11 protein-coding genes are annotated in these 12722 nt (G+C 45.0%); 9 read left to right on the forward strand and 2 right to left on the reverse strand.

What is annotated here, in order from left to right; genetic code table 11:
• Window positions 1-40: 40 nt before the first annotated feature.
• Window positions 41-1108: a succinylglutamate desuccinylase/aspartoacylase family protein gene (locus L3V27_RS19590; protein ID WP_005391426.1), complete on the reverse strand. Its 1068-nt coding sequence runs from the start codon at window positions 1106-1108 to the stop codon at window positions 41-43.
• A gap of 329 nt (window positions 1109-1437) precedes the next feature.
• Between L3V27_RS19590 and L3V27_RS19595 the strand changes: the two genes are divergently transcribed.
• On the forward strand, window positions 1438-1977 hold the full coding sequence (locus L3V27_RS19595) for a DUF3332 domain-containing protein (protein ID WP_237312569.1): 540 nt from the start codon (window positions 1438-1440) through the stop codon (window positions 1975-1977).
• Window positions 1978-2039: 62 nt separating this feature from the next.
• Here L3V27_RS19595 and L3V27_RS19600 read toward each other — a convergent pair whose 3' ends face one another.
• Window positions 2040-3512 (reverse strand): aminoacyl-histidine dipeptidase, encoded by a 1473-nt coding sequence (locus tag L3V27_RS19600; protein WP_237312570.1) that lies wholly within the window; start codon window positions 3510-3512, stop codon window positions 2040-2042.
• A 1025-nt stretch (window positions 3513-4537) separates the two neighbouring features.
• Between L3V27_RS19600 and L3V27_RS19605 the strand changes: the two genes are divergently transcribed.
• The 8 genes from L3V27_RS19605 (at window position 4538) to ribD (ending at window position 12719) form a co-directional block, all read left to right on the forward strand.
• The gene (locus tag L3V27_RS19605) at window positions 4538-5827 is read left to right on the forward strand and encodes an NCS2 family permease (RefSeq protein WP_237312572.1); all 1290 of its coding nucleotides are present in this window, start codon (window positions 4538-4540) and stop codon (window positions 5825-5827) included.
• A gap of 263 nt (window positions 5828-6090) precedes the next feature.
• Entirely contained in the window at window positions 6091-6555 is a 465-nt protein-coding gene (gene tet(34) / locus L3V27_RS19610; protein WP_005391418.1) for an oxytetracycline resistance phosphoribosyltransferase domain-containing protein Tet(34), read from the forward strand.
• A 91-nt stretch (window positions 6556-6646) separates the two neighbouring features.
• Window positions 6647-7894, forward strand: a complete 1248-nt coding sequence (gene frsA, locus L3V27_RS19615) for an esterase FrsA (protein ID WP_237312574.1) — start codon at window positions 6647-6649, stop codon at window positions 7892-7894.
• Window positions 7895-8009: 115 nt separating this feature from the next.
• Window positions 8010-8399, forward strand: coding sequence for a sigma factor-binding protein Crl (gene crl / locus L3V27_RS19620; RefSeq protein ID WP_005391414.1), 390 nt, complete (start codon window positions 8010-8012; stop codon window positions 8397-8399).
• A gap of 121 nt (window positions 8400-8520) precedes the next feature.
• Window positions 8521-9660: a glutamate 5-kinase gene (gene proB, locus L3V27_RS19625; RefSeq protein WP_145474374.1), complete on the forward strand. Its 1140-nt coding sequence runs from the start codon at window positions 8521-8523 to the stop codon at window positions 9658-9660.
• Between the two features lie 17 nt (window positions 9661-9677).
• Window positions 9678-10928 (forward strand): glutamate-5-semialdehyde dehydrogenase, encoded by a 1251-nt coding sequence (locus tag L3V27_RS19630; protein ID WP_104969126.1) that lies wholly within the window; start codon window positions 9678-9680, stop codon window positions 10926-10928.
• 206 nt (window positions 10929-11134) lie between these two features.
• Window positions 11135-11584 (forward strand): transcriptional regulator NrdR, encoded by a 450-nt coding sequence (nrdR, locus tag L3V27_RS19635; RefSeq protein WP_005381578.1) that lies wholly within the window; start codon window positions 11135-11137, stop codon window positions 11582-11584.
• 7 nt (window positions 11585-11591) lie between these two features.
• Window positions 11592-12719, forward strand: a complete 1128-nt coding sequence (ribD, locus tag L3V27_RS19640) for a bifunctional diaminohydroxyphosphoribosylaminopyrimidine deaminase/5-amino-6-(5-phosphoribosylamino)uracil reductase RibD (protein ID WP_237312576.1) — start codon at window positions 11592-11594, stop codon at window positions 12717-12719.
• Window positions 12720-12722 lie beyond the last annotated feature (3 nt).

The raw sequence follows: 12722 nt of genomic DNA on the forward strand, positions 1-12722 counted from the left end.
TTGCTCCTTTCGAGCTAATCAAGTGCGTACTTGGTAGGAATTACTGAGTTTCTAACGGGATCTGTCCGGTAGTCAGTGGCTCGACATCGAACTCGGTCAGTCCTTCAATGTAACTTTCAACGGCTTGTTCTACCGAATCATCACCTTGGTTGAAGTAAGCGAGGTGGAAGATCGCATCGCCTTCATTAACCAGTGGCAAAGTTTGTTGACCGATCACCAAGCCACGCTTTGGCGCTTTGAGCTCTACCTCATCATGTCCAAGAGGAGAGCTGATATAGGCGAGAGTTTCACCCTGTTCCACTTTGTCTCCCAGATTAACGACAGTACGCAAAATACCGTTACCTGACGCACGAACCCAGCTGGTGGACTTCGCTATGATAGGCTCAGGCAGCTTTTTTCGGCTAGCGCGCAGCATGCCAATGGCTTGCATTACACGCCGAACCCCGAGTACACCAGCGCTGATTGACAGTGGATCAAAACGCAATGCTTCGCCAGCCTCGTAGGTTAGCACGGGGATATCACATTTTTCTGCTTCACTGCGTAAAGAGCCATCACGCAATGCTGAATCAACAATCACTGGCGTCGCAAACGCCTGAGCAATACGCAGAGTTTCTGGGTTGCTTAAGTTTGCGCGAATCTGTGGCAGGTTCGTGCGGTGAATGGCTCCGGTGTGCAGATCCAAGATGTAGTCACAACGCTTGGCAATGTTGTTAAAGAACCCGTGTGCCATTCGAGATGCAAGCGCGCCTTTTTCACTGCCAGGAAAGCAACGGTTGAGATCTCGTCGATCGGGCAAGTACCGTGATTTATGGATGAAACCAAACACGTTAACGATAGGTACTGCAATGACAGTGCCTTTCAGTTTTTGTGGATCCAGTTGGTTAATGATCTGACGAACGATTTCTACGCCATTAAGCTCATCACCATGGATAGCAGCATTGACCATTAACACAGGCCCTTCTTGTTTCCCATGGATGATTTCCACAGGAATAGATAAAGGCGAATGTGTGTATAGCTTCGCTGCTTCAAATTCGATCTCTAATCGTTGTCCTGGTTGTATTTGATGCCCTAAGAGCTCAAACACTTTGCTTTTTTTACTTCTGGCCATAAACCATCTCTGTCAAATGCGTTATCAGCAATGTAACAATTGCTGCAAAATCGCACTAATCATTCTCATTAAGGACACGACAAATTACTTTAATCGTCATGCGCGAAATCTCAGCATGTGTGAAGTTTTTGTTTTCAATATGATCTTTTCTATCAGTTTAATACATAACGAGAGGCACAGAAGGAAGAACAATCATAGCCTTAAAAAATGTGACTGTATTAAAAATAATACTGATAATGAAGGACAAAAAAACGGACTTTTAACCCTACTTTTTATCCGATAATATCCGCGCCGAATTTGAGGTCTAACATTTCTAACTAGAGGTTTTGATGAAAAAGGCAATTGCTAAAATTGGTGCATTGACTGCTGTAGCAGTTTCACTTTCAGGTTGCGTTGGCAGTAATGCCGTGACAGGTTATGTCATGGGGTTTAACTTGAAAGCTGTAGACAACCGTTACGCTCGAGGTGGTCTAAACATGCTTTTAGCACCTGTTTATGGTGTCGCAATCGCAGCGGACTACATCGTGTTTAACTCTCTAGAGTTTTGGACGGGTAAGAACCCTTTAAATGGTAAGCCACATATCTTCGATACAAAGATGGATACTTATATCGATGTCAATCACCAGTTAGATAAATCGTTAACGACGGCGCCAATTGCACCGTTAGCGAATAACCGTGTTATTGAGCAGGGTCGAATGCAGCAAATCGATGAGAATACTGTTCAAATGGATATTACTTACAGTAACGGCGAGAAGGCGACACTCATGGGTGTGCGCGATGGTGAGTTTGTCACTTACTACATTGATGGCGAAGTCGTTGCACAAACCTCAATGGATGAGCTAGCTGCTTATACGCAAAATCGCGTGTAATTTTGTCCAGCCAAACAAAAAAGGGTGCCGTAAAGCACCCTTTGTCGTTTTTCGTGCTTGAATTACGCTTTCTCTGGAATTGCCTCTAGAAGCGCTACCATTTGGTCCCAGTACAGCTGAACGGTATCAATCTTCACTTTCTCATCTGGTGAGTGAGGGAATTTAATTGTTGGACCGAAAGACACCATATCCATGTGTGGGTATGGTTCTTTAAATAGGCCACACTCAAGACCAGCATGGATGACCATGATGTTCGGCTTATGACCGTAAATGCCTTCATACATATCACGGAAAATTGCCATGATCTCGGAATCTGCATCTGGCTTCCAGCCAGGGTAAGCACCTGAGAACTGAATTTGTGCGCCTGCTAATTCAGCAATTGAACGTAGCATACTCTCAACTTGGCTGCGGCCAGAGTCAATCAAAGAGCGAATCAGACACAGAACTGTCACTTTATTTTCTTCAGTAGTGATCACGCCAACGTTCAGTGACGTTTCGACCACACCTTCAATTTCGTCGCTCATGCGCATGACACCATTTGGACAAGCGTTAAGTGCGGCAATGAAGCGTTGCTGATCGGCGATTGAAAATACTTGTGCGTCACTAGCAAGCAATTCATTAAAGGTTTCGATACCTGTTTCGATTTTACCCAGCTCAGTTTTAAGCAGATCAGTGTAGTGATCGAACAACTCTGAAAGTTTGTCTTGGTTTTCAGCAGGAAGAGCGACAGTGACAAACGCTTCGCGAGGGATTGCATTACGTAAGCTACCACCACGGAATTCTACCAAACGTAAATCAAGCTCTTGAGCATGACCCGCTAGGAAGCGGCCAAGTAATTTATTGGCATTACCACGACCTGTGTGAATGTCACAACCTGAGTGACCACCTTTTAGGCCTTTCAGCGTTAGTTGGCGTGTTACGAAACCGGCAGGTGTTGTTTCTCTAGAAATGCCGAAAGTCATGGTGCCATCAACACCACCGGCGCAACCCATGTAGACTTCGCCTTCTTGTTCAGAGTCTGTGTTGAGAAGAATCTCACCTTCTAACCAACCAGCCTCAAGACCAAATGCGCCAGTCATGCCTGCTTCTTCATCAATCGTAAGCAGAACTTCGATTGGGCCGTGCTTAATGTCTTTAGATGCCAATACAGCAAGGCAAGAAGCCATACCAATCCCGTTATCTGCACCAAGTGTCGTGCCTTTCGCCGTTACCCATTCGCCATCGATATAAGGTTGGATTGGATCTTTGGTGAAGTCGTGTTCGGTGTCTTCGTTTTTCTGCGGCACCATGTCGATGTGTGCTTGAAGTACAACAGCCTTCTTATTTTCCATTCCAGGTGTCGCGGGCTTTTTGATGAACACGTTACCGGTTGGATCACGGCGAACGTCAAAGCCTTGCTCTGTTGCCCAGTTGATAATGTACTGTGCTAATGCTTCTTCATGTTTAGATGGGTGAGGGATAGAACAAATCTTATCGAAAAACTGCCAAAGTGGAGCAGGTGATAAGGTACTGATCTCAGAATGGAACTCAGACACGGAGGACTCCTTTTGATGTGCTTTGCCAAATATATACCGTAAAAATATTGTCGAAATAGCATTAAATGCTAGACGATTTGGCCTTAAAATTGCCGTTTAGCATACCACCAGATAAGGAGTACGAGTAGTCGCGTGCACAAGGATTTCTCTCAGAACTGTCACAGTTTGTGAATACAATAACAGGCAATATGTGTGCTTTATCATACATTCTGAAAGTGGCTTTATTTTTTAATTCACAAAACTGTAATTTAATTACATTTAAACTTTGATGAAGGTCAATTTATATATTTTTTGTGATTCTAGTCACTAAAATCCTTGTAATTAAATTTCTTGGTGGTATATTTGTAACCAGCTTCTGAGAGAAGAATGAAATGCTCAAAGGATGAGTCCGTTTTATCGCCTCCAAGGAACCGAGAAATCAACGAATGTTTAATTGATTTAAAAGGTGATAGTTATGAAAGGTTTACCAAGTACAATGTTCTGGAATAGCAAGTCTGTTTACACCGGCAACTTTGTATACCCAACAAGCTTTGGCTACTAAGTGAAGTCAACGCATGTGACTCGAACAGTTTGTTCACCCCTATAAATTGGAATTTTTTTTCAGTGATAGTGCTGACATGATTCGCCGCCACCCAAATTGGGTGGCGTTTTTTTATCTCCACTTTCTCTTTCTGACATATTTTCTGCCATCAAGGCTGGATTCTATTCTCCGTTCTTCAGTTTTATCGACTTTCCCGTCAAATCCACCTAGATATGACGCTTAAAACGCCCAGTTTCTATTTGAAAGTTTAGTACATTGTTCAGTTTTTATTCTGTTGTTGGGTTCTGAGCAATAATTATTAATTGTTGTTTTATAAGAATATATTTTCTGTTTTGCTTTTAAGAATTAGCGAATGGGTTTCATATCCAAAGAAAAAAATCGCATTAGAGTGAAGATTCTATCTAGAATTTGCTATTTGATAACTTTATAATTCCCGCCAATCGATTACGCAACCGTTTACTTTTTACCTTTACAGGATTCGATCATGCTCGAGAGGCTTTTTAAGCTCAGTGACAATGGCACAAATGTGCGCACTGAGATCATTGCAGGTGTTACCACCTTCCTAACCATGGCTTACATTATTTTTGTAAACCCAGCGATCCTGTCGGATACCGGTATGGACCGTGGTGCCATTTTTGTTGCAACTTGTCTTGCGGCCGCTATCGGCTGTTTCATCATGGGATTTGTTGCCAACTACCCAATTGCACAAGCACCAGGAATGGGACTGAACGCATTTTTCACTTACTCTGTTGTGTTGGGAATGGGCTATACGTGGCAAGTTGCGTTAGCGGCGGTGTTTGTTTCAGGCCTGCTGTTTATTCTTTTGAGTATATTTAAGATCCGTGAGTGGATTATTAACTCGATCCCGCATTCTCTTCGAACTGGTATTTCAGCCGGTATCGGTCTTTTCTTAGCATTTATCGCATTAAAAAATGCAGGCATCGTCGTTGATAACCCTGCGACATTAGTTTCTATGGGAGACATCACATCATTGCCATCTGTATTGGCTGCGATTGGTTTCTTCCTTACTATCGCGCTTGTTCACCGTGGTGTGAAAGGTGCGGTGATGATCGCCATTCTTGGTGTTACAGCGCTTGGCCTTCTATTTGGTGATGTGCAGTGGGGCGGCATTATGTCTACGCCACCAAGCATTGCACCAACTTTCATGCAACTGGATTTCTCTGGTTTGTTTGAAGTTGGCATGATTTCCGTTGTGTTCGCTTTCCTATTTGTCGATTTGTTTGATACCGCAGGTACGCTAGTTGGCGTTTCTCAAAAAGCAGGCCTCACGGATGAGAATGGCAACATCCCGCGTTTAAACAAAGCGTTACTTGCAGACTCAACAGCAACGTCAGTAGGTGCACTACTTGGTACCTCAAACACCACATCTTACATTGAGAGTGTTTCTGGTGTGGCGGCTGGTGGTCGTACTGGTCTAACAGCCGTGGTTGTTGGTGTGTTCTTCCTACTTGCTCTATTGTTCTCACCACTAGCAGGAATGATCCCAGCTTACGCAACATCGGGCGCTCTGTTCTATGTCGCGATTTTGATGCTGTCTGGACTGGTAAGCATTGATTGGCGTGACCTAACCGAAGCATCACCAGTTGTTGTGACTTGTTTGGTGATGCCATTAACGTTCTCGATTGCAGAGGGTATTACGTTAGGCTTTATCGCGTACTCGGCGATCAAATTATTCAGCGGCAAGGGCCGTGAAGTGTCGATGAGTGTGTGGGTGATGTCTGCCATCTTCATCGTCAAATACCTCGTCGGTTAATTTCTCGAGCAAAAAGCCAGTGTGGATTTATTCACGCTGGCTTTTTCTTTTTTACGTTGTTCACAGAAGACGGTTTTTCTGCGGAATAGGCAGAGAATTTTGATATCACCGTTGGTATTAGCGGTGTGTTTCGGTAGAATAATCGTTTGCGCAGCTTGAAATCCTCGTCTCCAAACATTTTGGAGAAGTTAGTGAGCATTCCGCTTTTGAGTGACTTCGCTAGATTTTGAGGATGCATATTTTCAAATTATTAGGTTATTACAATGAGTAAAAAATTCATTATCACTTGGGATGCAATGCAGACTTACTGCCGTGAACTGGCTGAAAAACAAATGCCAGCTGAGCAATGGAAAGGGATTTGGGCGGTAAGCCGCGGTGGTTTAGTTCCTGGCGCTATCTTGGCTCGTGAACTGGGTATTCGTTACGTTGATACAATCTGTATTTCAAGCTACGACCATGATCATCAGCGCGATATGACGGTACTAAAAGCACCTGAAGGCGATGGTGAAGGTTACCTAATCGTTGAAGACCTAGTAGACAGTGGTGATACGGCGCGCAAACTACGTGAGATGTATCCAAAAGCGAAGATGATCGCTGTGTGTGCAAAACCTTCAGGCAAAGCGTTGCTAGATGATTATGTGGTAGATATCGCGCAAGACACTTGGATTGAACAACCTTGGGATATGTCAATCCAGTACGCTGAGCCTGTAAACCGCAAGCAAAAATAAACGCTATTAAAGAATATTGAGAAATGCCCCTGTATAGGGGCATTTTTTTTATTATCATAACAACTCATGCTAATAGCCTAAGGTTCTTCCTATGTCTGAAGACGTCAGTAAAAATCTTTCCGAAACTTTGTTCGTGAAACATAAGCAAGCAAAAGAAACCTCTGCGCTTACCCAGTACATGCCGACCAGTCAAAAAATACTTGATGAGCGAGAGGCGCAGGGTGATCGTGCTTGGTATCGTCATTTGCGCCGCTTGCAATGGGCTTGGCAAGGGTTGTCTCCGATAGAGATGGAAGGTGTGCTTTCTAAAATCGCTTCTTCTTCCCACTCTCGAACCAATGATGATTGGTTAGACACCGTAATGGGATACCACAACGGCAACTGGACATTTGAGTGGATTAAGCTCGGCATGGAGCATCAGAAGCGTGCAAATGAAATGCAAGGTGAGGAGGCCGCCGATGAACTCTTCACTGCTTCTTTGTGTTTTAGTATCGCAGGCTACCCACATCTGAAGAATGATAATTTGGCCTTGCAGGCTCAAGTGCTGGCAAACAAAGCGTACTCTGACGGCGCAGAGAAGACCAAGTACACCATCAAGCAAATTGAAGTGCCTTACCAAAATCGCAAAATCATCGCGAACCTTCATTTGCCAAGAACCGACAAGCAACTGCCTGTGGTGATGGTGAGCGCTGGTCTCGATACGTTACAAACCGACATGTGGCGTTTGTTCCGCAATCATCTTGCACCACGAGATATTGCAATGTTGACGGTCGACATGCCTTCGGTGGGGCACAGTTCTCACTGGCCTTTGACTGAGAACTCAAGCTGTCTGCACCAAGCGGTACTAAATGAGCTGTATTCATTGCCTTGGGTGGATCATCACAAAGTGGGGTTAGTTGGATTTCGTTTTGGTGGTAATGCCATGATCCGACTCTCTTTTGTTGAGCAAGAGAAGATCAAAGCTTGTGTAGCCCTCGGCGCACCCGTACATGATATTTTTACTTCCCCTGAGAAGCTGCAAAAAATGCCGAAGATGTATCTGGATCTGTTGGCTTCTCGCTTAGGGAAAAGCGCGGTTGATATTAATAGCATGGCGGGCCAGATGATGGCCTGGTCATTGAAGGTTCAGGGCTTCTTGAGCAGTAGAAAAACCAAAGTACCTATTTTAGCTTTGAGCCTTGAAGGCGATCCGGTGTCTCCACACAGTGATAACCAACTCGTCGCGCTGTTTAGCCAGTATGGCAGAGCGAAAAAAATCAGTTCCAAAACGATTACAAAAGGATATGAGCAATCCCTCGATTTAGCCATAAAGTGGCTAGAAGATGAATTATTAGGGTGACAATTCTCCTAAATTAGTTAAAAGTGATATATCTGAGCAAAAAATAAGCTCATGATAATTAAAAATAATAATCATTCTTGGGTGTTTACTTTTAACTATGAAAACGGAGATTCATATGTCAGAGACGACTCAGGGCCCGACTCACTTTCGCTTGATGTCAAAGTTGAAGGCGATAGGGCCTTACCTGCGCGAACCACAATCGCAAGAAGGGCGCTATTATTTTGATTGTCTATCTGTTTGTGTAGACGACAAAAAATCGCCTGAGAAGCGTGAATTTTGGGGCTGGTGGATGGATTTAGAATCCATCGAAGGAGGCTTTACTGCCAAATATCATATCGGCAAGTACAACAAAGAAGGGCAATGGGTATCTGAAGCCCTGCCTAAAAAAGCGGTAGAGGAAGTGTATCTGACGCAGAGCACATTCCATCAAAAGCTGGTTGATACTTTAGAAGAACACTTCAAATTAGAAGTCGAATATCACACGGAGTCTTTCGATTTCGCTTAATTTAGTTGTTTTCATTTAATACCAAACAAAAAGGTGCGAAAACGCACCTTTTCTCTTGTTAATTCCCTCTTTGATTGTTAAAACATCCTCTCTTTATTTGTTTTTCACTTCAGAAGACATCATGACAACGAATCAACAAAATGCAGTTGTTTCACAACCACAAACAGTCGTTGTGAAACTGGGTACAAGTGTGCTGACAGGCGGTACTCTGGCACTCGACCGTGCTCACATGGTTGAGTTAGCGCGCCAGTGTGCTGAGCTTAAAAAACAAGGCCATTCAGTGGTAATGGTTTCGTCTGGTGCTATTGCAGCAGGCCGTGAGCATCTTGGTTACCCCGCATTGCCCAACGAGATGGCGAGTAAACAATTACTTGCGGCGGTGGGTCAAAGTCGCTTGATTCAAACATGGGAGTCTTTGTTTGGTATTTACGGCATCAAGATCGGCCAAATGCTACTAACTCGTGCTGATTTAGAAGATCGCGAGCGATTCTTAAACGCACGTGACACCATCAATGCGCTCGTTGCGAACGATATTATTCCTATCGTAAACGAAAATGATGCCGTTGCGACCAGCGAGATTAAAGTGGGCGATAACGACAACCTTTCCGCTTTGGTGGGCATTTTGTGTGGCGCAGATAAGCTCTTGCTTTTAACTGACCAAAAAGGTCTGTTTACTGCTGATCCTCGTAAAGACCCAAACGCAGAGCTGATCAAGGAAGTAAAAACCATCGACGATACGCTGCGTAAAATAGCAGGTGGAAGTGGTACAACATTGGGTACAGGCGGTATGGCAACGAAGCTGCAAGCCGCAGACATCGCTCGCCGCGCTGGTATCGAGGTTATTATTGCTGCCGGTAGTGCACCGAATGTTATCTTTGACTCTTTGAGTGCAGAGCCACAAGGCACGCGCTTCCTACCTTGCGCTGAAGCTTTAGAAAACCGTAAACGCTGGATTCTAGCGGGACCTGCGGCATCGGGCGACATCATTATTGATGATGGTGCGGTAAATGCCGTGGTCGGTAAGGGCAGTAGCTTACTTGCTAAAGGGGTAATCAAAGTAAGTGGTGACTTTGCACGAGGCGAAGTGGCGCGTATAACAAATTCTCACGGTAAGTTGGTGGCTCGTGGCATTAGCGCCTACTCAAGTGATGACCTAACTAAAATTACTGGTAAGCACAGTAAAGATATCATCTCTATTTTGGGTCATGATTATGGCTCTGAGGTGATTCATCGCGATGATTTGGTCGTCATTCAGGAATAGAATTAGAGGGAAGCAAAGTGGATTTAACGAATATGGGTAAAGCTGCTAAAGATGCAGCTTTCGAATTAGCGACAGCGTCAACTGCGCAGAAGAACCAAGCATTAGCCATCATTGCTGATGAGCTAGAAGCAAACTCCGTTGCTATTTTGGCGGCAAACGCTAAAGACATCGAACTTGGCCGTGAAGCGGGTTTAACCGACGCACTGCTTGATCGCCTTTTGCTGAATGAAGAACGATTGACTGCAATTGCGAATGATGTTCGCAACGTCATTAGCTTGAACGATCCTGTAGGCAGCGAAATCGACAGTAAGGTACTGGAAAATGGGATGTCATTGTCTCGTCGCCGCGTACCACTGGGAGTTGTGGGCGTAATTTATGAAGCGCGTCCTAACGTGACCATTGATATTGCGGCACTGTGCTTGAAAACCGGCAACGCAAGCATTTTGCGTGGCGGCAAAGAGACGTTTTTCTCGAATATGGAATTAGTGAAGGTTATTCAGTCTGCGCTAGCAAAGGCGAACCTTCCTGCCGCTTCGGTTCAGTACATTGAAAAGCCAGATCGTGAGCTAGTCTCTCAACTGCTTAAACTGGACGATTACGTCGACATGATCATTCCACGCGGTGGTGCTGGCCTACACAAAATGTGTAAAGAAAACAGCACGATTCCGGTGATTATTGGCGGCTTTGGTATCAGCCATATCTTTGTCGACGAATCCGCTGATCTAGAGAAGTCCCTGAATGTGGTTGAGAACTCTAAAGTTCAACGTCCATCTGCGTGTAACTCACTAGATACGCTGCTCGTGCATGAAAAAATTGCAGCACAGTTTCTGCCAATGATCGTTGAGCGTATGGACGAAAAAGTGACGTTCGTGGCAGAGCCAAAAGCAAAAGAACTCATGGAGCAAGCGAAACAAGTTCGCGATGCTGTTGAAGGTGACTTTGATACGGAATGGTTGAGCTACACCCTTGGTGTAAAAGTCGTGTCTGATGTGAAAGATGCAATTGATCATATGCGTGTTCATAACGCGAGCCACTCAGATGCGATCATGACCAATAGTTTGGAGAACTCAGAACTGTTCATCAATTCTGCTGGTTCGGCGGCGGTTTATGTGAATGCTTCAACGCGCTTTACAGACGGTGCGCAATTTGGCCTTGGCGCAGAAGTCGCAGTATCCACGCAAAAGCTACATGCCCGTGGTCCAATGGGCTTAGAAGAGCTAACTAGCTACAAGTGGGTTGGTAAAGCGAATTACTTAGCACGCAGTTAACACATTCAACGAGATCTTGAGTGAAAAAGGGGCCTTTGGGCCCCTTTTTGTTTTGTCTAACATACCAATTCCGCTACACTACATGAGCTTTTATTTCGGTTTGAAAGCGTTATACCCAAATAGCTTTAATAGAGTCCGTATAACCATGAACGCGTGGTTAGCCGTGATTGCTCATGAGGTTATTTGGGTATAGATATGGAGGTGATATGCATTGTCCTTTTTGTTCCGAGAACGATACCAAAGTTATTGATTCCCGCTTAGTGGCTGATGGCCATCAAGTTCGACGTCGCCGTCAGTGCTTGGCGTGTAGCGAGCGTTTCACTACGTTTGAAAGCGCAGAGTTAGTGATGCCTAAAGTGATCAAATCGAATGGCAACCGTGAACCATTTGATGAAGATAAAATGGTTGGCGGTATTCAACGCGCTTTAGAGAAACGCCCAGTGAGTGCCGATTCTATAGAGTTAGCGATCAGCATGATCAAATCACAACTGCGTGCGACGGGTGAGCGAGAGGTTCCGAGTGAAATGATTGGTAATTTAGTCATGGACCAGCTCAAAGAGCTCGATAAGGTGGCTTACATTCGTTTCGCTTCCGTTTACCGCAGCTTTGAAGATATTCGCGAGTTTGGCGAAGAGATTGCCCGCCTAGAAGACTGAGTAGCTCATGACTCAACACACTCCTGAAAGAGCGTTTTCTGATTTAGATTTCGCCATGATGTCACGAGCTATTAAGTTAGCGAAACGTGGCATTTATACCACCGCCCCGAATCCAAATGTAGGGTGTGTCATCGTTCGTGATGAAGAAATTGTCGGTGAAGGCTATCACCATCGTGCTGGTGAGCCACATGCCGAAGTGCACGCGATGCGCATGGCGGGTGAAAAAGCAGTTGGTGCAACCGCTTATGTGACGCTAGAACCTTGCTCTCATTACGGCCGTACACCGCCATGTGCCGAAGGGCTGATTAAAGCCAAAGTGGCACGTGTGGTTTGCGCCATGGTAGACCCAAACCCGAAAGTTGCGGGGCGGGGCATCCAGATGTTGCGTGATGCCGGAATTGAAGTACAAATCGGCTTGTTAGAGCAAGATGCCCTTGCCCTTAACCCTGGTTTTATAAAGTACATGCGTACAGGCATGCCGTTTGTTCAATTAAAAATGGCAGCCAGTTTGGATGGGCAAAGCGCACTCAGCAATGGGCAGAGCCAATGGATCACCTCCCCAGCGGCCCGCCAAGATGTACAGCGTTATCGAGCGATGAGTGGTGGCATTCTCTCTACCAGCAAAACGGTGATTGATGATAATGCATCACTCAATGTGCGTTGGGATGACTTACCTACCAGTGTTCAAGCGCAGTATTTACGAGAAGAACTTCGTCAACCAGTACGTGTAATCTTAGACCGTCAGAACCATTTAACGGATGCGCTCAAGCTGTTCCACACCGATGGAGAGCGAGTTATTGTTAGCCCAGATGGAGACTGTATCCCTCTATTGGACAGCGCTGACCAAATTGACTTATCAACAACATTAAAACGTATCTCGGATGAGCACCACATCAATCACTTATGGGTTGAAGCTGGAGCCACGCTAGCGAGTGCGATGATAAAGGCTAATCTTGTAGATGAGCTCATTGTTTACCTTGCGCCAAAACTCATGGGCAGCGATGGTCGGGGGCTGATTGGTGCTTTAGGGTTAAGCGCTATGGCTGACGTCACTGATTTAAACATTACAGACGTTCGTATGGTTGGGGTAGACATTCGCATCACTGCCACCATCAAACGTAAAGAACTTAGATAAGAA

The organism is Vibrio sp. J2-3(2022) (assembly GCF_021725735.1).
Taxonomy (GTDB): Bacteria; Pseudomonadota; Gammaproteobacteria; order Enterobacterales; family Vibrionaceae; genus Vibrio; species Vibrio diabolicus.

Bases quoted from the DNA above. Each gene is read 5' to 3' on its own strand.
- L3V27_RS19605 (WP_237312572.1), top strand. From the start codon at position 4,538: ATGCTCGAGAGGCTTTTTAAGCTCAGTGACAATGGCACAAATGTGCGC.
- L3V27_RS19595 (WP_237312569.1), top strand. From the start codon at position 1,438: ATGAAAAAGGCAATTGCTAAAATTGGTGCATTGACTGCTGTAGCAGTT.
- nrdR (WP_005381578.1), top strand. From the start codon at position 11,135: ATGCATTGTCCTTTTTGTTCCGAGAACGATACCAAAGTTATTGATTCC.
- proB (WP_145474374.1), top strand. From the start codon at position 8,521: ATGACAACGAATCAACAAAATGCAGTTGTTTCACAACCACAAACAGTC.
- ribD (WP_237312576.1), top strand. From the start codon at position 11,592: ATGACTCAACACACTCCTGAAAGAGCGTTTTCTGATTTAGATTTCGCC.
- crl (WP_005391414.1), top strand. From the start codon at position 8,010: ATGTCAGAGACGACTCAGGGCCCGACTCACTTTCGCTTGATGTCAAAG.
- frsA (WP_237312574.1), top strand. From the start codon at position 6,647: ATGTCTGAAGACGTCAGTAAAAATCTTTCCGAAACTTTGTTCGTGAAA.
- L3V27_RS19590 (WP_005391426.1), bottom strand. From the start codon at position 1,108: ATGGCCAGAAGTAAAAAAAGCAAAGTGTTTGAGCTCTTAGGGCATCAA.